Below are 22,159 nucleotides of genomic sequence, written 5' to 3'. Positions count from 1 at the left end.
ATCAATGCCCATGCTCCGCTTCGCCCTTCCCGAGCTCAGCCTTGAGGGTGAAGCTGTTGGGGCCGGCGAGCTGTTCGTCGCCCTTGAGCCCCGACGTCACGACCACATTGTCGCCGCTTGGGTTTCCGAGCGTGATGGGGGTGGCCCTAAAGCCATGATCGGTGCGCACGAACACGGTGGACCGGCCTTCGACCGTCTGCACCGCGCTTTGCGGCACAAGCAGCGCCGCCGGGCCGCCGCCGGGAAGCTGGATCGACGCCGTGACCGGCTCGCCCACACGCCATTGGCCCGCGCGGTTGTCGATGACCGCGATCACGCTGGCGAGCCGCGTGGTTTCGTCCAAGATGGGCGAGACGAAATCGACCCGTGCCACCGATCGGCGATCGCCCGAGACGATTTCGATCTGCGAACCAGGTCGCACCTTGCCGGCGTCTGTCGGCGACAGGGCCAGCGTGACCGCGACACGCCCAAGATTGGCGACACGGAACAGTTCCGCATCGGCCGCGACTGTCTGACCCAGCGTCACGCTGCGCGCGACGACCTGCCCCGAGAGGGGCGCGCTGATCGCGATGCGATTGAGCGCGCCTCCGCCGCCGCCCGCCGCCGACACCTGCTGCTGCGCGAGACGTAGCGCGATACGCGCTTCGGTGGCTGCCGTGCGTGCCGCGATCAGATCCTGTTCGGGCGACACGCACTCGTTGAACAGGCGCTGCTCACGACGAAGGTTGCTTTCGGCCAGCGCCAGCCTCGCGCGCGCCGCCTCGATCTCGGCGTTGAGTGATGCCGCCTCGCGGCTTTCGATGATAGCGAGCGTCTGCCCGCGTCCGACTGACTGGCCCAGGTTGCGGGTGAGCGAGACGACACGACCGCCGATGGCGGCGGAAACGACCTGCATCCCTTGTGGGTCGCCTTCGATCGTTGCCGGGAGGGTCAACGCGCCGCCGCCGCTGCGGATGACGCGCACTGTCTCAATGCCAGCCTTGCGAATCTGATCGGCGCTAAGGTCGATTTCGCCTTCTTCATCGGCATGACCTTCTTCTGCGGCCGAGGCAGCATTCTGCGCATCATCAGCCGTCTTCTCGCCGCCAGAGCATCCGGCCATCAGCAATGCGGCCAACGTAAGCGGCAACGCCGCTATGGTACGGGTTTTCATTATCATTCCCCCTGTGTGGTCGGCGCGCGGGCGGTAAGCCGCTCAAGCTGCGCCTGGGCGATGTGGTAGGAGAGCAGCGCGTCGATAGCCGCCGCCCGCGTCGCGGCGAGCGTCCGTTCGGCATCGAGCAAATCGAGCTGGCCGAACTTCCCCTCCCGATAGCCGATGCGGGCTATGCGGGCGGCTTCTTCGGCCGCCGCGAGTGCGGGACCGCTGGCCGCTGCCGCGCTGGTGGCTGCGTTGGCGGCATCGGCTTGAGCGCGCGCGATGGCCTGATCGACATCGAGCGCTGTGAGACGCCGCTGCGCATCGGCACGCTGCCGTTCAGCAGTTGCTTGGTTCAAGGCCGCGCGCCCGTTGTTGAACAACGGGATCGGGATCGACATGCTGAAGATAGCCGCTGTGTCGTTGGTCTGCTCTAACCGGCGAGCGCCGGCCCCAAGAGTCAGATCCGGCACGCGCTGCGAGCGGGCGAGCCGCACACCCGCATCGGCGATGGTGAAATCGGCATTGGCTGCCGCCATCACGAGCGTGCCCGCGCTCTCTATCGGCCGTAACGGGCCATAGGTCGCCGGGATTCGGGAGAACCAGTCTGCATCGAGTGGTCCCGAAATTGGCTGGCCGATAATGCGTGACAGGGTGAACCGTGCGACTGCGACGGCCCGTTCCTCACGCAACAGCGCAGCGTCGGCGTTGACCCTCGCCACGTTCGCTCTCTCGGCTTCAAGTGGCGAAGCACGACCCGCTTGCACACGCACACGGGCGGCTCTTAGTGCTTCATCAGCAATCCGGGCCTGATCCTCGGCTGTGACAAGTCGGCGCTCCGCCGAGGCGGCCTCCGCATAGGCGCGCACGACACTGAGCCGGAGATCGGCTTGCGCGATCGCCGCCTGTATCGTCGCCCGGTTCGTCCGGGCGTCGGCGACGGCGATCCGCGCCGATCGCTTGCCGCCCAGTTCGATCGGCAACGTAAGCGATGTCGTCGCTTCAAGGCTCTGTGTTCCGCGATACTGGCCGGAGCCGGCGACATTTTCAGCCTCGACCGTGACGCTCGGATTGGGACGTAGGCCCGCAACTTGGCGTCCGGCTTCCGCCGCGCGGATGTCCGCCGAGGCTGCCTCAAGCGCTGGCGATACGGCGCCCGCGAGTTCGAGAGCACGGTCAACAGTAAAAGCCGACCCCGTCAGTGCGGGCGACCTGCTTTGTTGCTGCGCCGGCCTGGCCTCAGCCAGCGGCCCGGTTTGAGCTTGCGCGATGCTCGCGCAAGCGGTCGCGGCTAGCAAAGCCGCGAGTGATCGGTGCATGATCGAAAGACTCCTGACAATTCCGAAGAAGCCCCCAGAGGGAGCAGGTTAGAATTGTCAGGCTTTCGGAGGGCGGTGCGCGGGAGCTGTCAGAGTGGAAACCAGATTCGTCGCGTTCCCAAGCACAGGCGACGCGGTCCGCAGATGTACTACGGGTACGAAGCCGTCCTTCACAGGCTCGCCAATCTGGTGGCCATGGCAACCGCCGTGATGGTGCGGCGTCGCCTTGCCGTCGTCAGATGGGACCTCATCCCGATCGCCATCGGCATGACCGAGACCTGCCGCGACATTCGAATCGAGGCAACCGATGGGTTCGGCAGCATGCGCAATCGCGCCCACCATCAACGATAGTGAGACGAGGCACATGAGTATGAGGGCTAGGAAGCGTCCCATCGAACGGGCTATAGCATAATGATCAAGTCAGAAAAGGCTTCCTTTCGTGAGCTCGGCTTTGGTGTACCGTTATATCATGCATTTTGTGTGTTCGATGAAGTGACCGTGGCTAAATCCTGACCGTCGACTTGGCGCATGATCAGAACGGTTTCACGGGCATAACATTCCGACAGAATAGGCTGACTGCAGGCATCAAAACTATTGCTCAGCGCATCTGAAAACCTAAACTCACCTCAGAATGGAAGTAGCGCTGATCTGACACTTACAGTTAGCCTAGCTTCGCCATCAGCCGCCCGGCCGCACCCTGCTCAGCGGCAAGGTTGCGATTATAGGCGAGCGGCATGCGCGGACTTTTCCAGCGCAACGCGTCCATGATGCCAGTGAGGCCCTCGCCGCTGGCGAACAGGTCCTGGTTGAGTCCCACCCGCGTCGAGTGGGCGCTGATCCCCTTGAGCAGCCGCACCAGATCATCAGCGGTCAAGTCGCCGAGCGCCCCGCGATCGAACGCCCGCTGGATGATCCGTCGCCAGATCGGGCCGATCGATCCCGGGTGTAGTGCGGCCTCGCCGACATCGTACTCCACCCGCGCCGCCATCGCGCGTTTGGGCAGCGTCTTGCGCAGGTCCCAGGCCTCACGCCCCGAGATGCTGGCGATCGGCCGGCCCGGATCCGCCAGCCTCGCTTTATAGCGCCGCACCTGCACGCGCCGAAACAGCGGGCCCGCGGCGATCCCCGAGGCCGCGCGCCACGCCGCAATAGCCCGTACCGAGCGAGGCGATATAAATGCGGTCGCCCCCTCCCCCTCCTGATCCGCCTTGCTGCGCGGGATTTCGAGCAGCCGTGCCTCCGGATCGAGAGCGTCCACGATATGCTCCACCGCAACCGCCACTAGTTCGGAGGCGCGCAGGCCCGTGTCATAAGCCGCCGACAGCAACGCGCGATCGCGCAGCCCCGGCAGATCGTCGCCGCAGGCCTCCAGCAGCGCGCGAATGTTGAGCCCGCGAGCCTGGTCCCGCTCGACATCCTTGACTGGCCCCTTGAATCGCAGCGGCCTCGCCTGCTTTTGCGCCGTGCCAGTTCTCCGACGGATCGCCGCCAGACGCAGCTTCACCAATGGCGCCTGGGTCGGATCCTTAAGTTCGAGCAGTTGATGGACCTTGGCGATCGACGCTTTGTAGCGACCGAGCGAGGCGGGTTTGGCACCCTCCCCCGCGCGCGCATCGAGATAGTCGGCGACCATCTCAGGCGTCGCCGGGAGTGCAATTCGCTGTGTGCGGCGACACCACGCATCGAACGCCTCAATATCGGATCTCAGCGCGCGGACGCTGTGGGGCGACGATGCGGCCTGATAGGCGGCGATCAGCGCCTCGTTCACGACGATCGGCTCGACAGCCCTCATCTGCACGATCGCCCATGGAAGGTCGCCTAACGGCGCAATGGGCGTCAGCGCAGTCTCAGCGGCCGCTACAACGGATTCTCGCTCTTCTCGGGCGGTATCGGTGCCCATGACGTGCCACGCTCCTCAGGCGGGCTTGTACGCCACCTAATAAAGAGAGGTCAATTCCGGATATGTGATAACTGCAATTATCGCATGTTCCGTTACCAACCATCCGAGCAGTTGTGCAGTGTTCTAGCATTCACTACATACTCAACATGGAGCGCATTCATCCCCTCGCCGCCGATGCGGATGTTTCGCCCGAGGAGCTTGCCGTGGCACAGGCCGCAGGCGCGCTGGCGTTCGGCCGGCTCGACGGACTCCTCGCCGGCCTCACCGATATCGAAAAACGGCTGTTCTGCGTAGGACTGCTGCGCGAGGTGCTGCTCGCGGCCCTGGCACAAGCGGGGTTCACCGACGCGACCTTGCGTTTCCACGCATGGTTCGCCGGGCTCGACCGCGGGCCCCAGGAGACGCCCCTCACTTGCTGCTCCGCCTATGCCGTGGTCCGCGCCCTGCTGGGCGAACTCAGCCATCATCCGTGGGAACCGCTCGCCGACGCCGCGCAGACCATCACTCTGGCCGCTCGCTTCGGGGCCGACCGTCCAGCCCATGCCGAAGACGCGCTGGGGGACGAGGCGCTGGCAAAGGCTGCCGACCTGACCAAACAGGCCAGCATGAACGACGATTCCGCCCTGCCCTTCGCTGGTCTGGCCCGTCTCAACGCCCTGCTGCGTGCCGATCCCCTGTTCGCGCCGGTGGAGCGCGCGGTGCGGAGCTTTTCGCTCGGCGGGCGCGAGGTCGCGGTCGAGCAGGCAGCCCCACGTACCCCGCTCTGGGCCGTCGATGCGGCGCTGGGGCGCGTGTTGAGCGCGAGCGGGACGTGGGTCCACGCCATCCCCTGCCCCGGCGCCGTGACGGCTGAGGCGCTTCAGCCGCAGCTGTGGCCCGGCGAACGCGCACTGCTGGCGGTCCGCAGCCTACATCTTAGCATTACGCGGATTTGTGCGCTGGTCGACCAGGCGCGGAGGCGCGCGGCGATTGTGGGCGGGCAGCTGGGGCACCTGCGCTCGAGCGCCCGAGCCCCGCAGGTGTGGATCTTCCTCGCGGCATTCGCGCCGCTCGGGCTCGATCAGATGGTCTCGGCCTTCGGGGTCAGCCGGCGCGGCACCTACGCGATCGGCGACGCCCTAGCCGCAGCGGGCCTCGCTCGGCGCGCGAGCATCAAGGGCAAGGTGCTGCTGGTCGCCGAAGAGCGGCGACATGTTCCTGGAGAGATACCGCAGGACCAGGGCTCCCCCCTCCCCCATCCGGCGCTGGCCGAATTTGACGCGGCGATGGCCGAGATCGACCGGCTGCTCTCCAGCAATTCGGGCCAACTTTAGCGGGGAGCTTTCAGGGCATCGTCAGGATCAAGGACAGTCAGCGCGGCTCCTTCCCCTTGAAGACCCTTCTCATGCCATTGCCACAGCACCAGGTTCCGACCACCGGGATTCTGGACCGACGGCACAAGCGCGCCTTGCGCACCCGCCGCGATCAATTCCTCTGTCAGCGCCCAACTCGGCGGCGTCTTGCCATCGAGCAACGCCATCGCCTTCCAGTTCGCAGCCAAGGCCTCGGCAACGCGCGCATCGCAGGGGCCGGCGGTAGCATTGGTGAGATCCGTGATCGCCGATGCGTCGAGGTGATAAGGGACAAGCGTCCCGGGCTTGGGCAGCCCTTGATAGTATTCAGCCACGGCTGTGACCGCATCGGCCGCCAGATAGAGCGCTGAATATCCTTTGCGGTTCCAGCGGCCCCCATAGAGCCGCGCGCCTTCTCCGGACGTCGGACTGAACTGATGGCGGATCCCGATCATCCGCCAGAGCGGAAGCGACAACGGCGCAAGAGCATAGGTCATTGTGCCGCACTACCAGCGTGCGGAAACATGGCCACGGTCAAGCCTGTGAACCAGAGTGAACCGCGTCAGGAATAAACACCGGCGGCCATACGATCGAGATCCTCGATCACGACATCAGCATGGCCATCCTCGACCAATTCCTCAGCCGTCTTGCCAAATCCGGGCAGAGGCTGATGCTTGAACCAGATGATCGCCTTGCCTTCATCGCCCGCGAGCTCAGCCGCTCGCGCGATGATCCGGGCAATTTCCCCCAGCTTGGCCTGCACAGCCGGGCTGCCGGGGTGTGTGGTCATGGTGTTGCGATTGAGGTGCGCAAGTCGCGATAGACGCGTCATCGGTAGGCGCAGGCGTTCCGCCATGCGGCGCGGCGCGATCATGTCGCCATCACGAATATCGTCCAAAAATGCGGCAAGCATGAGTGCACTCCTTGCCTCTTATATGCACCCAAATCCATATCGTTTCAATGAATCAATCGGCCTGTGCAGATCACAACGCCTCCGCGGCCGAGTTCACGGTTTCAGCACGCCGAAGAAAATCAGGCCCAATGCCGATCCAGGAGCACTTTCAACGCGGCCTCCGCTTCAACTCGCGTGCCGCCCCCATGCGGAAGCAGGGTGAGCTTGAGCCCCTTGCGATCCACCGCCTCCACTTTCAGCAGCGGTTTTCCCCCTTCGGACACGATCGTTTCCGGCTTTCCTGACTTTTTGGGGGAACCTGACCTCTTGGGGGGATCGGCGGCCAAAGCGAGCGCGCGGATGACGTCAGGAACCGGCATCGGCACCCCGCGATTGGCCTGCGCCTCCGCGAGCCGCGTCGCCTCAGTAAATACACGCTGCCGCCGGTCCTCCGGTTTCAAGAGAGGCTTGATCGCGGTGACATGCTTAATCCTGAGATCCTGCGGGACGGCGAAGGCCACCATCAGTTCCGCCGGGAGCCGAGCAAGGTCGAGATAGCGGCTAAGCCAGCTTTCCGTGACGTTGATTCGCTCGGCCATGACCTTCTGGCGCCCCTCATAATAGGCGTCGAGGGCGCGCAAATAGTCGCGCGCGCGCTCCAGGTCGGTAAGATCATCGCGCGCCCGGTTCTCGAGGTCCGCAAGCCGGAACGCCTCCTCATCCGTCAAGCTACGGATGTCGACGAGGAAGCGAAAATCCGGATAGTTATGAGCGCGCAGCCAGCTGATCGTCCAATGCCTGCGCGCGCCGCAAATCACCTCGAAATCGAAAGCAGGATCGTCCTTCACCCGCCGGACGATCGCAGGCATTTCCTGTTTGCCTTGCGCCTTAATGCTCTCGATGAGATCGGCGCACCCCTCCTCGTTAAGCAGCGCATATTCGCGGTTATGGCCCACCCACATCCGGCAGCGTGCCGGATCAACGAGTTCATGGGTGCGTGAGACGACACTGCCCGTCGCCAATTCGGCAAGCCGGCTTTCCCGGCCCGCCAGGACGCTCGCACCGATGCCCGGGCGCCGGGCCGCCGGGGCTTGCGCCCCCGGGTCGATTCCGGCGACCAGATCAGCCGCGAAGTTGGCGTTTTTCTTGCTCATCATCCACCCCTTCTACCCGGAATTGCACCGGTGCAATTTTGCTCGCATCAAGCGAGGCCCTCCTTGCGCAAGCGCGCCAGATGGCTGGGCCACATCGACCGGATGTCGAACTCGATTTCACTGTTCACGCCGTCGAGATAGGCGAGGCAGCGGTTGCGCACCGCCGAACTGGTGACAGGTCCGTCAAGCTCATAGACGGTCATCAGCCGCGCCGTCGCATTGTCGATTTCCGCCGAATCCTTGAGCGGTGTGCGCACGATCGCGTGGCCGAAAAGGGTCCGCATCAGGTTGAGCAGTTCCTTCTGCATCGACTTGTTCTCGTCGACCTTGGATGCGACGAAGCGCAGGAACTGCAGCGACGGGGCCAAGCCGCGATCGGCCAGGGTCTCGATGGTCTCGTCGAGCATGGCGAGAAAGGCCGCGGTCGACGAGAAGTCCATCACCGTCGGCGGCACCGGCACGACCAGCGCATTGGCCGCGCGCAGCACCGAAAGCGAGATCGCGCCAAGCGCTGGCGGCGGATCGAGAACCACCACATCGAACCGATCGGCAATGCTCGCAATGCCTTGCGCCATGCGGTCGATCAGGTTCCCCTGCCCCCGCGCCATGCGCGCAGCGATTTCATATTCCGACTGGAAGAGCCGCAGATTGGCCGGGACGAGTTCGAGGCCGTCGAAGTGGGTCTTGCGCAGGGCATAGTCGAGCGACTCCATGTCGTCGTGCCGCAGGAACGGATAGAGCGTGTCCTCCTCGGTTAGGTCGAGGTCGGGAACATAGCCGAAGAGGGTCGTTGCCGACGCCTGGCTGTCGCAATCTATGAGAGCTACCCGGTAGCCCTTGATCGCGAGATATTGGGCCAAGTGCACCGACAGGGTCGATTTCCCCACCCCGCCCTTGAAGTTCTGCACCGCGATAACGCAGCAGGGGTCGGTTGCAGCCCGCCAGGGCCGGGTGCCGAACAATCCCCGCATATCGTTGAGCTGCGCCAGGGTATAGCCGACACGCCGATTATTCTCGGTTCGCGGAGGCGGCGGCAAGCGGCCGTCCTTCTCGGCCTCACGAATGGCCGCCGGGGTTCGGCCGACCAGTTCGGCCGCTTTACCGATCGGGAAAGTGGGCTCGCGCCGCTCGTCCGCCCGGGCGCTCCGCGCAGAGTCGCGGAGCCGCTCGAGAACAGAGCTGGTCCGTTGTGCGAGCGTTGAGACGGACAGCAGATCCTGCGTACCTTCGATATCGAGTGATGCAGCCAAGAGAGGCCCCCTTGCGAAACTGAACGGGGCATAGCTCAATTTGCACTTTTAGGTCAATCAGAGGCTGATTTTCGCAAGTCGCTTTGGCACGACAGGGTGATTTGGCCGCAATCGGCGCCGCGGACCTCTGCGCACACCTTAACCTGACCTCTTGGGGGCTGTTCGCCCCGAAATTGCACCGGTGCAATTTCGGCTCAGGGACGCCCGCGCCGCGCCAGGAAACTCTCGCAAAAGCCCGTCCAGGACGCGATCAGCTTGGCACCCTTGAGCTTTGCCAGCCTCTCGCCCATCTGCGCGCGATAGGCATCGGCAATGAGATCGATGTCCCAACCGCCGCCCGCCGAGCGCGCGATCGCGGCAAGCGTATCGGAGCCAAAGCGGATCGTGCCGTCCGGGAAGGTGACCTCCCCTGCCCCGACCTTCTCCGTGGACACCAATGCAGCGACGGCGGCCTTCGTCACCGCCTCGACGGCTACGGTCTCGACATCGCCGTCGCGCCTTGCCTTCCTCCCCGCCGAGTGACGACCGATCTCCTCTACGGTCGCGATCTGGGCCGGGGCATCCTTGGGCTCAAAGCGGAATTCGATTTCGGTGACGGTTCTGCCCTGGCGGATCTCCCGCCACTCCACGCGAAAATGGGCGAGCTGATCTATTTCGGCCTTTGCCTTTTCGAGAACCTTGCGACGCAACTGCGCAAAGTCCTTGTAGACGTCCGGCGCGATACCGAGCAGCGCACGCAGCGCCGTCATGTCGCCCTTCCAGAGCGACTGGCGCCTATGCAGCCGTAGCGCCCCGATCTCGTACAGCTTGAGCGCATAGGTTGAACGAAAGCCGAGCACTGCCTGCCGGTTCAGGACCGCATAGGTCTCCGATTCCTGGATCAGTTTTCGGGCCTCGGGCGTGAACTCCCATTCAATCCACCCCGCGTCCGCGCCCTCCTCGTCTTCCGCTTCTTCACGCGATGACGAGATAAGCGAAAAGCGCAGGGTCGCCTTCTTGCCGCGCCAGGACTTGTCATCAACCGCGAAAAGCGTGCGATGGAGTTCCTCGAGCATATCCGAGATGCGTTCATTGCCTTTGTGACCGCGGCGAATGTCCGCCTTTCGCATCTTGTGCGGACGGTCCTCCCAAGCATCACCGCCCGCAGTCAAAATCATCAGCGCGAGCAGGCGCGAAGCGGTCAGGCTCAGCGACTGGCCTTTGACGAACTTGACCTCGACGATGCTGCCGGGCTTGGCGAACTCGTCACCGCCCTTGGCCTGCAGGGCGGCAGCCACCCGCATCGCCCGTCCCGGAGAAGCATCATCACCGGTGGGAGAGGGCGTTACAGCGTGGTCTAGGGCTTGCTCGTCATCCATGCCATGAAGTCTGCACCGATTCGTCCGGCGTGGGAGAAAACCTGCCTGACCTGTCCTCGTGCGTCAAGTCAGGGCAGGATAGATGGCGGTTTCGGCCCCCAAGAGGTCAGGATAGAATTTCGCCCCGAAGTGGCAAAACATGAGGAAGTGCGCCGAGTCGCATTTCAATGCGCCCTTACGCACGCAAACGGCCGCACGTAGGCCAAAGAAGGTCCCTGACGAGCGGCATGGCGGACGAATCGTCCCCGAGCGAGGGTGGCCCCCATGCGGTCAGGAAGGCCCCAACCGGTCAGGTTGCATCCCCCGACCGGTCAGGGAAGCGCCCCCACAAGGGCAGGCAAAATCCCCCGTCCGGTCAGGATAAGCTTGCTCAAACCCGCAGAAATGCTGTGCTTTCGGCCCCGTGAATCTGAATCCTTTTGAATCGGAAAAGCTTCCGCTGCGAGCAGCGGCGTTTTGATTCTTTTTATTTTGAGAAAGAGATCCGCGTCGCCTCATGCAATCGTTCAATCCCCCTGCCTGGAGGGATACGCGAAGTCGGCCCTCGACGATAGGCTGCCGACCAAATGACGTTGCGCATGGAGGGTGCATGATCAACTTCGCCAAGTTCGAGATCATCGGCCGGATCGGAGAAATCGACGCACGGCCGAAGGTCACCCTGCTGTCGGTTTGCGCGAATTATCGCCGCAAGGGTGACGATAACGAATGGCAGGAAGACAGCCACTGGAACCGGGTCAGCGTGTTCAGCGAAGGCCAGCGGAAGCATATCGCCGACCGGGCTCAAGTCGGGGATCTCGTGCGCATAGCCGGGCGGCTCAAGGACAGCTCTTATGAACGCGACGGCGCGACGCACTACACAACCGATCGCATCGTCGAGGAATTCGGGATCCTGGCATCCAAAGGCATGCCGGGGTGAAATACCGGGGAGGGGAGGGCGCAATCAGCAGCGGCGCTCCACCACTTCCAAGGATTAGTCGATGCCCATAGCTGCTCCCCATCGCGCCAAAGCCATTGTCGAAGCCCTGGGTGGGACCTGGCGCGGTACGCGCGGCGAATGCCGGTGCCCGGCACATGACGATCATGGTCCCAGCCTGTCGGTACGCCTGGGCGAGCGGGCGATCCTGTTCCACTGCTTTGCCGGCTGCGACACGCGCGATGTTCTGGCTGCTTTGCGCCGGCGCAAACTTCACGATGCCGAGCCGCTCACCATGCCGCGCCCGAAGGCGGCCGCGGACCATCGCGCTCTTGCACTTCGCCTATGGAAGGCGAGCCAGCCTATCGCCGGCTCTCCAGCGGCCGAATACCTGGCGGCGCGCGGTCTGCCGCCTCCCTATCCGCGTTGCCTGCGCTACAATCCGCGCACCATCGTCGGGGCCGGTGAGCGCCGCCGGTTCTTTCCCGCGATGATCGCCGCGGTCGAGAATGATCTGGGCGTCGTGGCCGTCCAGCGGACCTGCCTCGATCTCGCCGACATCCTGCACAAACCCTTGCCAAAACCGAAGATTGCCCTTGGCCTTCTCGGCGACGCGGCCATTCGTCTGGCGCCGGCCGGCGAGGAGCTTGGCCTTGCCGAAGGCATCGAGGACGCCCTTTCAGCAATGGCCTGGTTCGGAACGCCGACCTGGGCGCTGGGCGGGGTCGAACGCCTTGGGCTTGTCGCCATCCCCGAACGGGTCAAGCGTATCATCGTCTATGGCGATCGCGGTGCCGCCGCTGCCGCCATGCTAAAAAAAGCCCGCCCGCATCTCACAGCCAATGGACGCGAAGTGGTGCTTCGGCTGCCGGAACGGCACGCGGACTGGAATGATGCTTGGCGTGTCCGCCGGGCCGCCGAGGCGGCCTGAGAGGGGAGGGGGCCTTCAGACTGATGACCTGGCGCTGATGCCAGGTGTCAGACCTGGAGATGCCCCATGGCCACACAACCCCTCGCGCTCACGCTGCCGCTCGATGATCCCGCCCGTATCGCTGCTCAAGGCATAGCCGACCGGCTGTCCGAAGGACGTCCGGTTGCACGTAACGACCTCCTTGCCGAAATGGCCTCCGCCTTCGGTGGCTCGAGCGCCGATGGCCTGTGGTCATTGCGCGACGCCTACGATGTGCTCGAACTCGCGCAGGTCCTCCATCTGAAGAACGCGACGCTCCCGGCAGATGCGAATGCGCGGCTCGCCCAGCTGATCGCCATGACGGCAGCGCTTCCCACGCAAAGCGTGCGTAGCGAAACGCAGGTCGCATTCCAGCAATTCTCGACACCGGCGCCGATCGGTTTCCTTGCCGCCAAGGCAGCCGCGATCACGGCACACGATATCGTGCTCGAGCCCTCGGCCGGGACAGGCCTCCTTGCCATAGACGCCCATCTCGCCGGCGCGCGCCTCCTTCTCAATGAGATCGATGCCCGGCGCGCGCGTTTGCTGCGTCACGCCTTTCCCGAAGGCAGGCTGAGCACGCATGATGGCGAACTGATCGACGATATGCTCGATCGGCAACTGGTGCCGAGCGTCGTACTCATCAATCCGCCCTTCTCGCGAAGCCAGGGGCGGGGGCGCGATCGACATGCCGCGCTTCGCCACTTGCGCTCCGCGCTGTTGCGGCTTGCTCCAGGCGGGCGCTGCGCCGTTATTCTCCCCGACCGCATCGAGACTGGGGACGCGGATTGGCTGCACGCCACCGCGGGCGCGCATGCCCGGCTGCATCTCGACCTGCCGCCCAATGCCTATGCCAAGCACGGCACCGGCCAGGCAGTCCAGCTCATACTCCTCGAAAAGGGCGGGGCAGGGGTCCCGGTCCCGCGCCAGACCTGCACGACGCTCGGCGCTGCGCTTGCGGTCATCGATGCGATGGCGACCCCATGCGCGCCGCAGCCGCAGCCGATCTCCCGCCCCAGCGGATTGTTCCGGGGCCTCACGCGGCGGACCCGCCCCGTAGGCTCGCGTGTGGCGGTGACCCTGCCCACGACCCGCGCGGTCGCCTATCACCGTCTCGACGCGCCGGCGCCCGCGGGCGAACCGCAAGGGATTTACCTGCCCTATCGGCCGAGCCGTCTGCTGATTGCCGATGCCCGTGAGCACCCAAGCGCGCTGGTCGAATCGCAGGCAATGGGATCGATTGCCGCACCCCCGGTCGCTTATGAACCCGTGCTGCCGGCCAGGATCTTGGACGACGGCCTGCTCTCGAACGCGCAGCTCGAAACGCTAATCTACGCTGGCGCGGCGTTCGAGCGCGATCTTCCCGGCCGGTTCGCATCCAGCGAGGAGGGTCTTTCGCTGTCGCCGGCAGAGGCCGGCAACGCCTATCGGACCGGCTTTTTCCTTGGCGATGGCACGGGCGCCGGCAAGGGACGGCAGGTGGCAGGCGTCATCCTCGACCAGTGGTTGCGCGGCAACCGCCGCCACCTCTGGATATCCAAGAGCGAGACGCTGATCGAAGACGCTCGCCGCGACTGGTCGGCGCTTGGCGGCTTGCCGCTCGACATCCAGCATCTCAACCAGTGGAAGCTCGGCACCCCGATCGCGCTGGGCGATGGGATCCTCTTCCTGACCTATGCCACCCTGCGCTCCAACCGCGGCGACAGGGGCACGCGGCTGCGCCAGCTGATCGAATGGATGGGCGAGGATTTCAGCGGCGTCATCGTCTTCGACGAGGCGCATGAAATGGCCGGGGTGGCCGGCGGCGAGGGCCGGTTCGGCGCCACGAAAGGGTCCGAGCAGGGCATCGCCGGGGTCCGTCTGCAAAATCTCGCTCCGCGCGCCCGGATCCTCTACGCCTCGGCAACCGGCGCCTCGGACGTCAACAACCTCGCTTATGCGACACGCCTCGGATTGTGGGGACCGCAGACGGCCTTCGCCGACCGGCGGGCCTTCGTGGAATCCCTGCGCCGCGGCGGCATCGCGGCGATGGAATTGATCGCCCGCGACCTCAAGGCGCAGGGCCTCTATGCCGCGCGGGCGCTCAGCTTCGCCGGCGTCGAATATGACATCCTCGAGCATCGGCTCAGCGAAGAACAGATCGCCGTCTACAATGCCTATGCCGATGCCTGGGCGATCTTATGCGCAGCTGCGCATAACAGGCTTTATCGCGAGGTGGCGATAATGCGAAGGAACGCGGCGTAGGCGCGCAATTTCCGTAAGGCGTGGCGATGTTGCTGCGCATTATTTTGGCTGCGAACCTCGGTGGTCTCTGGACCAGCTGAGGATAAAAGCATGTTGAAATTGCACGACGAGTTGATCGCCGAACTCTCGAATTTGCTCACGACGCAGAATTACAACCCGGTGGTCGTAGCGAACCATCGCCTCTACGCCCGCGCGTTTCTCGATTATCTGGCCGAGTGCGACATGCAGGTGGAAGCTGTGACGTCGGCGCAGGTCGATCAATATTTTGTCTATGCAGTCCAGGATTTCGAAGCCCGGTACGGTCGGCCTCCCTGTGTGCGCTGGCAGATGTTGCCCCGCACGTCGATCAACAAGCTGCTCCGGCTTGCTCAAGGCAAATGGCCGCCCGAGCCGGAGATAATCGAACCGGAAACTGTGTACCGGCAGGCGATCTGCTGCGAATACGAGGCATGGCTGCGCGACGAACGCGGTCTGGCAAGCGCTACCATCGCGGCGCTTATGTGGGAGGCACGGAACTTCCTGCGATGGCAGTTCGAACGGAGCGGTGCTGCCAGCCTCGACACGTTGAGCATCGTGGAAGTCGATCTCTACATGGACATGCGCGCGCCTGGATTAAGGCGCAAATCGTTGGCCGATGTCGCTGAGCGGCTCCGGTCGGCGGTGCGCTATCTGCATCGGACGAGGCGCATCCCGACTGATCTCACGCCGCACATCATCGGCCCCATGCTCTACGCCTATGAAGACGTGCCCTCGACGTTGGACAAGAGCCAAATCGCCGCGGTGTTGGCGACGACGAAGAAGGACGGATCGCCGCGAGGAATGCGCGATTTTGCGGTCCTTCAACTGCTTGCCACATATGGGTTGCGTGAAGGGGAGGTTTGCCGCCTTCGGCTTGAGGACGTGAACTGGCGCGGAGAATCCCTGCGTATCCGTCACACCAAGACCAATGCGTACTCCTACATGCCGCTATTGGCGCCGGTTGGTGAAGCGCTGCTCGACTATCTGCGTCATGGGCGCCCTCAGGTCGAGGGGCGAGAAATCTTTATCCGATCCTGCGCGCCCTACATCGCAATGACAAACCTGTACGGCATGATCCGCGGGCGGTTAGCAGCCGCAGGCGTCGAGCCGCCGGGAAAGCGAGGGGCACATGTCTTCCGCCACGCGCGCGCGGTCGAAATGCTGCGGGCGTCGGTGCCGCAAAAGATCATCGGCGACGTGCTCGGGCATCGATCCACCGAATCCACCAATGCCTATCTCAAGCTGGCGACAGATGATCTCCGAGCCGTGGCGCTCGATGTACCTGGCCTGGAGGTGCTGTCATGAGCGCCTGGCACGATCCCGATTGCACCGTTGTTGACACCTTCCTGGAAAAATCGCAGTTCCGGCCGGGAAGCAGGCCCACTTATCGCTGGTTCCTTCGCAGCTTCGAGAACGTAGCCCGACGTCATCCGGCGGTTGACCGGCAGATGCTCGACGTCTGGCTGAAGGAAATGGAAAAATGTTGGCGAATGCCGACGCTGCTCAATCAGGTCTGCATTGTCGATCGCTTCCTCGACCACCTCGTCGAAATCGGGCTGATCGCCGAGAATCCCGTTGCCGTGCTTCGCCACCGGTACAACGTCAAACAAAGCAAGCCGATCTGGCGGGCGTTGGCTTCCCCCAATCCCGACGAAGCCCTGGCCGCGTTACGACGCCCTGCTCCCTTCGGCAGCGTGCTGGGGGACTTCATGCGTGAGCACGTCGCATTGATGCGCAGCCGGGGCTATCAGTATGAGACGCAGGCTCACTGGCTATTGCGGTTCGATCGGTTCCTCCAGGCGAACCCCGAACTTGCCGGGGCATCGCTTGAGACAATGCTGGCGCGCTGGGCAACTGCCAAGCCGACCCGCAATCACGCGGCTGAATGTCAGAAGCTGGGGCGCATCCTGACCAAGGCGCGGTATCGCCTTGATCCCAGCATCCCGCCAAAACGCTTCAACGCCCGGCCGGAGCGGGAAGTGGCGCGCGAGCATCGACGGCCGCATATCTTCAGTCCGGCAGACGTCCGGCGGTTGCTCGATGTTGCCCGCTCATATCCGTCGCCGGATGCTCCGCTGCGGCCTATGGTCCTCTACACGATGGTGGTTCTGGCCTATTGTGCCGGACTGCGCCGTAGTGAACTCGCCGGGCTTGATCTGGGTGACGTGGACCTTCAATCAGACACGATCACGATCCGGGCAACGAAGTTCTACAAGACCAGGATCTTGCCGCTAACCGGCAGCGTCATGGCCGAATTACGGGCCTATATCGATGCAAGGCGGCGCGCTGGCGCCCCGCAGGATCCGCGGTCCGGGCTCTTCTGGCACGAGCACTTCAATGATCACTATACCCCGGTGACGGTCTCAACGATGATCACCAACGTCATGCGCCGAGCCGGGTTCAAGCCCCCGACGGGGAGGGCGGGGCCGCGCGTTCATGACCTGCGCCACTCGATGGTCGTGAACCGAATCCTCCAATGGTATCGATCCGGCATCAATCCGCAGGACAAACTGCGCTTCCTCTCGACCTATATGGGCCACCGGGACATCAACTCCACGCTGGTCTACATCACCGTCACGCAGGACCTGCTGCAGGAAGCAAGCGAGCGGTTCCGTACCGTCGGCGCCCGATGCCTCACGATGGAGGCGCGGTCATGACGAAGGGCAATCCGTTCCCCGCGTTGTTGCGGGCGTTCTTCCAGGAATGGTTGGCCGAGCAACGCAGTGCTTCGGTTCATACGATCCGGTCTTACCGCGACACCTGGCGGTTGTTGCTTCGGTTTATCGCGGAGCGAAAGGGCGCCGGGGTTGCGCGGATCATGCTGGCCGACGTCTCGGCCAGCGAGGTGCGCGCGTTCCTCCATCATACCGAGCATGAGCGCAGGGGCACGATCGGTACACGCAACTGCCGGCTTGCCGCGATCCGCAGCTTCTTCAGCTTCGTGGCGGACAAAGATCCCGAATACATCGCGCAATGCGCCGAGGTCCTGACTGTCCCGCTCAAGCGGGAGCCCACCGCTGCACCCTGCTATCTCGAGCCGGAGGAGGTCGAAGCGATCCTCGCGCAGCCCGACCGGTCGACAATCGAGGGGATGCGCGACCATGTGCTGCTCTCGTTCCTGTACAACAGCGGCGCGCGCATCCAGGAAGCTCTCGACCTGTGTTCCAACGCGGTCCGGTTCGATGCGCCGCACTACGCTCGCCTCTATGGCAAGGGGCGCAAGGAACGGATCTGTCCACTCTGGCCGGAAACCGTGACGTTGCTCAGGAAGTTGTTGGAACGTCACCCGCGCGCCCCAGATCAGCGGATCTTCGTCAATCGATATGGTGAACCGCTGGGCGCCTCGGGAGTGCGGTTCAAACTCGCCGCCTATGTAGAAAAGGCGTCCAAAACCGTGCCGACGCTGCGGTCAAAACATGTGACACCGCACAGCTTCCGGCACGCGACCGCCGTTCACCTTGTCGCTGCCGGGGTAGACATCACCGTCATACGCAGTTGGCTGGGACACGTCAGCCTCGACACGACCAACCACTACGCACAGGCCAATCTGGAGACCAAACGAAAGGCCTTGGAGCTGGTGGGTGCGCCGTCGGCGAGCAACGTTCCACCTTCGTGGAAGCGAGATGCCAGTCTGATGGAGTGGCTCGACACCCTGTGAAATAATGCGAAGGACGTGGTGGTCAGTCTCCCGACATTGCGCGCCTACGCCGCGTTCCTTCGCATTATCGCCACCTCGCGATAAGCGATCATTCACAACAATCTGCAGGCCGCGCTCGCCGCCACGCGCGTCACCGACGGCTTCAGCGGTGCCACCTATAATAGCGGCGCGAAGGCCGCGGCATTGTCGATCTTCGAATCGACCAAGCAACGCTTCTTCGGCCAGATCCTGCTGTCGATGAAGCTGCCGTCGCTGATCCCGGCGATCGCCGCCGATCTCGCGCGCGGCGACTGCGCCGTAGTCCAGCTCGTGTCGACCTCGGAAGCGATGCTCGATCGTGCCCTTGCCGACCTGTCCCCCGAGGAGCGGGCCTGGCTCGATATCGAGCTGTCCCCGCGCGAATTCCTGTAATCTGGATCTCAACATTAGATATATTCTTTGCAGTCCGCGATTATGTCGAGTCCGGCAGCCGGAGGCTCGGATTTGCGTCGGTTCGTCATGATTTCACTCCAGATAATTACGGGTTCTTCGACCTCAACACGTCGAAGGAACCACCATGCCAACAAGATCATTTGCGTCGTTTCGGCCCGCGCCGCGCAGGATTGAAGATCCGCCCAGTCCCGACGCCCTATTCACCGCATTCCTCTCCTCTCTGTCGGTTGACGAAGGGGCGGCTTGTGCGGTCCTGTACAGCGCAGCGGTCCGCCACTTTCTCAGTTGGCTGGGACTACGTGGGATTGCGCTCGAGACGCTCGACGACCACGTCGCGCACCGGTTTGAGAAGCATCGATGCCGGTGCCCGGGATATTCAGCGCAAGAGCCGGCCTACAAGGCCGATCTTGCGGCGCGTGTCAGGCGCTTTATCCGGTTTCTCGAAGATCAGGGCTACATCGTGGTCGCCGATGGGATCGATGATCTCGGTGGGCATCTGGCAGCCTACTCGCACCAGATCGATGCTCTCCAGCTCGTTGAGGCGCTATCGGGAGCATATCGATCAGAGGCCGAGCACTTCGCCATCTGGCTTCGCGTGTCGCGACGACCTTGGACCGAAGTCGATGAGGGGGTGATCGAGCAATACGCGGGTCACGACTGTCGCTGCCCGGCGTTTCGCAAACGCGGCAAGTTGGCCTCTTCAGGTATGAAGAGGCGTCGTCGTTTCATTCGGCACTTCGTCGCGTTTCTTCGTGATCGCGGTGCTATCGCGCCAGTCGGAGCGAAGCTGGAAGTACATCCGGATGTCGCGGCCTATCTCGGTTGGCTCAAGCAGCATCGCGGCGCAACCGACGCGACTATCCGTCGGTATCGGCCGGAGGTCGACCGGTTGATAGCCATGCTTGGCGCACCCGTGCTGTGGGATGCCGCCGGTCTACGAAGCGCATTCGCGCGAAGAAGCAAGGAGACGCCGGGATCGGTATCGCTGCTCGTTACGATCATGCGGAGCTTTCTTCGCTTTCTCATTGGTCAAGGCCAATGCCGTCCCGCACTGCTGCACGCGATACCCTCTGTGCAGCGATACCGCCTTTCAACATTGCCGCGCTATGTTGACCCGGCAACGATCGAGAGGATCATTTCGGCCTGTCCGACTGACCGGCCAGTGCAGATCCGGGATAAGGCCATCATTCTCTTGCTTGCCAGGCTCGGCCTGCGGGCAAGTGATATTCGGGATATGCGCCTCGACGACATCGATTGGCGTTCCGGCCATTTGATAGTCAAGGGCAAGTCACGACGGTCGGAGCGGTTGCCACTGCCCCAGGATGTCGGCGACGCGATCTTGGCCTACCTGTCGACGGCTCGTCCAAAGGCGATCGACAGACACCTGTTCCTGCGCGCGCATGCCCCGTTTCGGTCGTTGAGCTCGTCGGCTGAGATTGCCGGCATCGTTGCACGCACATTGGAGCGAAGCGGGATCGAAGGTCTGCCGACCGGATCACACATATTCCGGCATTCGCTTGCCACCAACATGCTGCGCGCGGGCGCAGGCCTGGAGTCCGTCGGGACCATCCTGCGTCACAGCTCGCCCGAGACCACTGCCATCTACGCCAAGGTCGATTTGCCGATGCTCATGAAGATCGCACAGCCCTGGCCAGGAGATCTGTCATGCTGAACACGCATATTTCCAGATACGTCGCGCTGCATCGCAGCCTGGGCCGGAAATTCCGCGAACAGGACCGGATGCTCAGACTCTACGCAGCATACGCCGAAGGATTCGGTGACCGACGGACCAAGGTCCGACGGATATACGACTGGTGCCACACATCGAGCTCGCAGAACGTGGCCCAAAGGCGGTTCGACACGGTTCGCAACTTCAGCCTATTCGCCCACGCCGAAGATTCAGGACACCAGGTCCCACCTGCGGGCGTTTTCGGTCGGGGCAAGCGTCCGCGCCCCACGCCGACCATCATCGAACCGGAACAGGTTCGGGCGATCATGGCAGCAGCACTGGACCTGCCGCCCATGGGCATGATCAGCCCTCATACCTACCATTGCCTGTTTGGACTGCTGGCTGCGACGGGCCTCAGGATTTCCGAAGCCTTGGCGCTACAATGCGACGATCTGGGCGGAGACGGCCTGATCATTCGCAACGGCAAGTTCGGCAAGCAGCGCCTGATAGCGTTGCAGCCATCGACCCGTCAGGCGCTCGAAGCCTATCTCGCTACCCGGGCAAGGCTCGGCGCTACTGGCAGCGACCTGTTCGTGACGATCCGGGGAAGAGCACCCCACAAGGTGCGTGCTCATATCGTGTTCGTCAGACTGGCGCGACAGCTCGGCTATCGTGGACCAACCGGTACGACCGGAATGCGGCTACACGATTTGCGGCACACTTTCGCCGTGCGCTCGCTGGAGTCGTGTTCGCCGGACAGGGAGGCCGTTGCGCATCACATGGCCGGACTCAGCGCCTATCTGGGGCACGCCTCGATCGCCAACACCTATTGGTATCTCGAAGCCACCCCGGTGCTGCTGCGCGACATCGCTGCCGCGAGCGAACACCTCTTTCTGGGAGAAGTGGCATGACGGCGCTCGCTCCCCATCTCACGGCATACCTCCGCGAACATCTGCCGCGGGAACGCGCCGTCAGCCCGCACACGGTGAAGACCTATGCCAACTGCTTCGTATTGCTAGTCCGGTTTGCTGCCGATCGGCTGAAGCGCCGACCGACCGATCTGGAGGTCGAGGATCTCGGCATCGATCTAATCCTAGCATTTCTCGACCATATCGAAGCCCAGCGCGGCAGCTCCGTGCGCACCCGCAATGGCAGGTTGGCGGCGATCAGGTCCTTCTTCCGGTACATCGAGTATCGAGTTCCGGTTTGTCTTGACCAGGCGCTTCGGGTTCGATCGATCCCAAGCAAGAAGACTGACAAGGCGCTCATCGACTATCTCGACCGGGCAGAGATCAAGGCATTGCTGGATGCCCCCGATCCCAGGACACGCCTTGGCACCCGTGATCGCGCAATGCTGCATCTGGCCTATGCTGGCGGGCTCCGAGTGTCGGAACTCGTAACGCTGCAGCTGCGCGATTTTCCCAACCGCTCCCTGTCCACCGTGCACATCATGGGCAAGAGTCGGCGTGAACGGGTCCTACCGCTCTGGAAGGAGACCCAGTTCGCGTTGCGCGCATGGCTTGCGATCCGCCCCGACGCCGAGGTCGCCGAGATATTCCTCAATGCCAACGGGCAGCCGATGACCCGCGACGGGTTTGCGTTCCGTTTGGCCGAGCACGTCAAGACCGCGGCAGAGAAGCAGCCGTCGATCCTTGGCAAGCGCGTCACGCCGCACGTGTTGCGCCATTCCTGTGCGATGCACACGCTCGCAGCGACCGGGGACATCCGCAAGGTCGCGTTATGGCTCGGCCACGCCAGCATCCAGAGCACCGAGGCCTATTTACGCGCCGATCCCGACGAGAAGTTGCAAATCCTCGCGGCTCACGGCGCCCCCGCCATCAAACCCGGGCACTTCAAGCCCCCATCCGATGCCCTGATCACCATGCTTACCGACGTTCGGAGGCGGGCCTAGCCCGTCCCCGGACATTCCCCCA

At 63.6% G+C, this 22,159-nt stretch carries 20 protein-coding genes; 12 read left to right on the top strand and 8 right to left on the bottom strand.

The genetic code is table 11. The features are described 5' to 3' along the window. Nucleotide 1 precedes the first annotated feature (1 nt). Nucleotides 2-1,153: an efflux RND transporter periplasmic adaptor subunit gene (locus TZ53_RS22910; RefSeq protein WP_022684349.1), complete on the bottom strand. Its 1,152-nt coding sequence runs from the start codon at nucleotides 1,151-1,153 to the stop codon at nucleotides 2-4. A 2-nt stretch (nucleotides 1,154-1,155) separates the two neighbouring features. Continuing rightward, nucleotides 1,156-2,457, bottom strand: a complete 1,302-nt coding sequence (locus TZ53_RS22905) for a TolC family protein (RefSeq protein ID WP_022684350.1) — start codon at nucleotides 2,455-2,457, stop codon at nucleotides 1,156-1,158. A 144-nt stretch (nucleotides 2,458-2,601) separates the two neighbouring features. On the opposite strand from TZ53_RS22905, the gene TZ53_RS22900 reads away from it, so the two are divergent. Then, nucleotides 2,602-2,808, top strand: coding sequence for a hypothetical protein (locus tag TZ53_RS22900; protein WP_022684351.1), 207 nt, complete (start codon nucleotides 2,602-2,604; stop codon nucleotides 2,806-2,808). A gap of 310 nt (nucleotides 2,809-3,118) precedes the next feature. Here TZ53_RS22900 and TZ53_RS22895 read toward each other — a convergent pair whose 3' ends face one another. Continuing rightward, nucleotides 3,119-4,357, bottom strand: a complete 1,239-nt coding sequence (locus TZ53_RS22895; RefSeq protein WP_044663260.1) for a site-specific integrase — start codon at nucleotides 4,355-4,357, stop codon at nucleotides 3,119-3,121. A 146-nt stretch (nucleotides 4,358-4,503) separates the two neighbouring features. On the opposite strand from TZ53_RS22895, the gene TZ53_RS22890 reads away from it, so the two are divergent. Then, complete coding sequence (locus TZ53_RS22890; RefSeq protein WP_044663259.1) at nucleotides 4,504-5,670, top strand: hypothetical protein; 1,167 nt, start codon at nucleotides 4,504-4,506, stop codon at nucleotides 5,668-5,670. Here the strand turns inward: TZ53_RS22890 and TZ53_RS22885 are convergent. The 5 genes from TZ53_RS22885 to TZ53_RS22865 all read right to left on the bottom strand — a co-directional run bounded on the left by TZ53_RS22885 (nucleotide 5,667) and on the right by TZ53_RS22865 (nucleotide 10,267). Next, nucleotides 5,667-6,143 carry an RES family NAD+ phosphorylase gene (locus TZ53_RS22885; protein ID WP_232307274.1) on the bottom strand — a complete coding sequence of 159 codons (477 nt, stop codon included), beginning with the start codon at nucleotides 6,141-6,143 and terminating at the stop codon, nucleotides 5,667-5,669. The genes TZ53_RS22890 and TZ53_RS22885 overlap by 4 nt on opposite strands. A gap of 107 nt (nucleotides 6,144-6,250) precedes the next feature. Then, nucleotides 6,251-6,601, bottom strand: coding sequence for an antitoxin Xre/MbcA/ParS toxin-binding domain-containing protein (locus TZ53_RS22880; RefSeq protein WP_044663257.1), 351 nt, complete (start codon nucleotides 6,599-6,601; stop codon nucleotides 6,251-6,253). A gap of 119 nt (nucleotides 6,602-6,720) precedes the next feature. Then, nucleotides 6,721-7,734, bottom strand: coding sequence for a ParB/RepB/Spo0J family partition protein (locus TZ53_RS22875; RefSeq protein WP_172668340.1), 1,014 nt, complete (start codon nucleotides 7,732-7,734; stop codon nucleotides 6,721-6,723). Between the two features lie 47 nt (nucleotides 7,735-7,781). Continuing rightward, the gene (locus TZ53_RS22870) at nucleotides 7,782-8,984 is read right to left on the bottom strand and encodes an AAA family ATPase (RefSeq protein WP_044663255.1); all 1,203 of its coding nucleotides are present in this window, start codon (nucleotides 8,982-8,984) and stop codon (nucleotides 7,782-7,784) included. A gap of 194 nt (nucleotides 8,985-9,178) precedes the next feature. Continuing rightward, the gene (locus TZ53_RS22865) at nucleotides 9,179-10,267 is read right to left on the bottom strand and encodes a replication initiation protein (protein WP_044663254.1); all 1,089 of its coding nucleotides are present in this window, start codon (nucleotides 10,265-10,267) and stop codon (nucleotides 9,179-9,181) included. A 664-nt stretch (nucleotides 10,268-10,931) separates the two neighbouring features. On the opposite strand from TZ53_RS22865, the gene TZ53_RS22860 reads away from it, so the two are divergent. From TZ53_RS22860 to TZ53_RS22815, 10 genes are all read left to right on the top strand, one after another. After that, nucleotides 10,932-11,258: a single-stranded DNA-binding protein gene (locus tag TZ53_RS22860; RefSeq protein WP_044663253.1), complete on the top strand. Its 327-nt coding sequence runs from the start codon at nucleotides 10,932-10,934 to the stop codon at nucleotides 11,256-11,258. A gap of 61 nt (nucleotides 11,259-11,319) precedes the next feature. Beyond that, nucleotides 11,320-12,186 (top strand): DUF7146 domain-containing protein, encoded by an 867-nt coding sequence (locus TZ53_RS22855; protein ID WP_044663252.1) that lies wholly within the window; start codon nucleotides 11,320-11,322, stop codon nucleotides 12,184-12,186. Nucleotides 12,187-12,252: 66 nt separating this feature from the next. Then, the gene (locus TZ53_RS22850; protein ID WP_044663251.1) at nucleotides 12,253-14,448 is read left to right on the top strand and encodes a strawberry notch-like NTP hydrolase domain-containing protein; all 2,196 of its coding nucleotides are present in this window, start codon (nucleotides 12,253-12,255) and stop codon (nucleotides 14,446-14,448) included. A gap of 90 nt (nucleotides 14,449-14,538) precedes the next feature. Then, nucleotides 14,539-15,771: a site-specific integrase gene (locus tag TZ53_RS22845; protein WP_044663250.1), complete on the top strand. Its 1,233-nt coding sequence runs from the start codon at nucleotides 14,539-14,541 to the stop codon at nucleotides 15,769-15,771. Then, the gene (locus tag TZ53_RS22840; RefSeq protein ID WP_044663249.1) at nucleotides 15,768-17,123 is read left to right on the top strand and encodes a tyrosine-type recombinase/integrase; all 1,356 of its coding nucleotides are present in this window, start codon (nucleotides 15,768-15,770) and stop codon (nucleotides 17,121-17,123) included. Before TZ53_RS22845 ends, TZ53_RS22840 begins: the two co-directional genes overlap by 4 nt. Continuing rightward, entirely contained in the window at nucleotides 17,120-18,124 is a 1,005-nt protein-coding gene (locus tag TZ53_RS22835; RefSeq protein WP_044663248.1) for a tyrosine-type recombinase/integrase, read from the top strand. Before TZ53_RS22840 ends, TZ53_RS22835 begins: the two co-directional genes overlap by 4 nt. Before the next feature lie 183 nt (nucleotides 18,125-18,307). Next, nucleotides 18,308-18,535, top strand: coding sequence for a hypothetical protein (locus TZ53_RS22830; RefSeq protein ID WP_044663247.1), 228 nt, complete (start codon nucleotides 18,308-18,310; stop codon nucleotides 18,533-18,535). 145 nt (nucleotides 18,536-18,680) lie between these two features. Next, nucleotides 18,681-20,228 (top strand): tyrosine-type recombinase/integrase, encoded by a 1,548-nt coding sequence (locus tag TZ53_RS22825; protein WP_044663246.1) that lies wholly within the window; start codon nucleotides 18,681-18,683, stop codon nucleotides 20,226-20,228. Continuing rightward, nucleotides 20,222-21,136: a tyrosine-type recombinase/integrase gene (locus tag TZ53_RS22820; protein ID WP_044663245.1), complete on the top strand. Its 915-nt coding sequence runs from the start codon at nucleotides 20,222-20,224 to the stop codon at nucleotides 21,134-21,136. The genes TZ53_RS22825 and TZ53_RS22820 overlap by 7 nt, the downstream gene beginning before the upstream one ends. After that, a complete protein-coding gene (locus TZ53_RS22815) occupies nucleotides 21,133-22,137 on the top strand; it encodes a tyrosine-type recombinase/integrase (protein WP_044663244.1) in 1,005 nt (334 codons plus the stop codon). Before TZ53_RS22820 ends, TZ53_RS22815 begins: the two co-directional genes overlap by 4 nt. The last annotated feature ends 22 nt before the right edge of the window (nucleotides 22,138-22,159 follow it).

The sequence above is a fragment of the Sphingobium sp. YBL2 genome (assembly GCF_000943805.1).
Taxonomy (GTDB): domain Bacteria; phylum Pseudomonadota; class Alphaproteobacteria; order Sphingomonadales; family Sphingomonadaceae; genus Sphingobium; species Sphingobium fuliginis.
This window is presented reverse-complemented; position numbering and strand designations above follow the sequence as displayed.

Bases quoted from the DNA above. Each gene is read 5' to 3' on its own strand.
- TZ53_RS22910 (WP_022684349.1), bottom strand. From the start codon at position 1,153: ATGAAAACCCGTACCATAGCGGCGTTGCCGCTTACGTTGGCCGCATTG.
- TZ53_RS22905 (WP_022684350.1), bottom strand. From the start codon at position 2,457: ATGCACCGATCACTCGCGGCTTTGCTAGCCGCGACCGCTTGCGCGAGC.
- TZ53_RS22900 (WP_022684351.1), top strand. From the start codon at position 2,602: ATGTACTACGGGTACGAAGCCGTCCTTCACAGGCTCGCCAATCTGGTG.
- TZ53_RS22895 (WP_044663260.1), bottom strand. From the start codon at position 4,357: ATGGGCACCGATACCGCCCGAGAAGAGCGAGAATCCGTTGTAGCGGCC.
- TZ53_RS22890 (WP_044663259.1), top strand. From the start codon at position 4,504: ATGGAGCGCATTCATCCCCTCGCCGCCGATGCGGATGTTTCGCCCGAG.
- TZ53_RS22885 (WP_232307274.1), bottom strand. From the start codon at position 6,143: ATGATCGGGATCCGCCATCAGTTCAGTCCGACGTCCGGAGAAGGCGCG.
- TZ53_RS22880 (WP_044663257.1), bottom strand. From the start codon at position 6,601: ATGCTTGCCGCATTTTTGGACGATATTCGTGATGGCGACATGATCGCG.
- TZ53_RS22875 (WP_172668340.1), bottom strand. From the start codon at position 7,734: ATGAGCAAGAAAAACGCCAACTTCGCGGCTGATCTGGTCGCCGGAATC.
- TZ53_RS22865 (WP_044663254.1), bottom strand. From the start codon at position 10,267: ATGCGGGTGGCTGCCGCCCTGCAGGCCAAGGGCGGTGACGAGTTCGCC.
- TZ53_RS22860 (WP_044663253.1), top strand. From the start codon at position 10,932: ATGATCAACTTCGCCAAGTTCGAGATCATCGGCCGGATCGGAGAAATC.
- TZ53_RS22855 (WP_044663252.1), top strand. From the start codon at position 11,320: ATGCCCATAGCTGCTCCCCATCGCGCCAAAGCCATTGTCGAAGCCCTG.
- TZ53_RS22850 (WP_044663251.1), top strand. From the start codon at position 12,253: ATGGCCACACAACCCCTCGCGCTCACGCTGCCGCTCGATGATCCCGCC.
- TZ53_RS22845 (WP_044663250.1), top strand. From the start codon at position 14,539: ATGTTGAAATTGCACGACGAGTTGATCGCCGAACTCTCGAATTTGCTC.
- TZ53_RS22840 (WP_044663249.1), top strand. From the start codon at position 15,768: ATGAGCGCCTGGCACGATCCCGATTGCACCGTTGTTGACACCTTCCTG.
- TZ53_RS22835 (WP_044663248.1), top strand. From the start codon at position 17,120: ATGACGAAGGGCAATCCGTTCCCCGCGTTGTTGCGGGCGTTCTTCCAG.
- TZ53_RS22825 (WP_044663246.1), top strand. From the start codon at position 18,681: ATGCCAACAAGATCATTTGCGTCGTTTCGGCCCGCGCCGCGCAGGATT.
- TZ53_RS22820 (WP_044663245.1), top strand. From the start codon at position 20,222: ATGCTGAACACGCATATTTCCAGATACGTCGCGCTGCATCGCAGCCTG.
- TZ53_RS22815 (WP_044663244.1), top strand. From the start codon at position 21,133: ATGACGGCGCTCGCTCCCCATCTCACGGCATACCTCCGCGAACATCTG.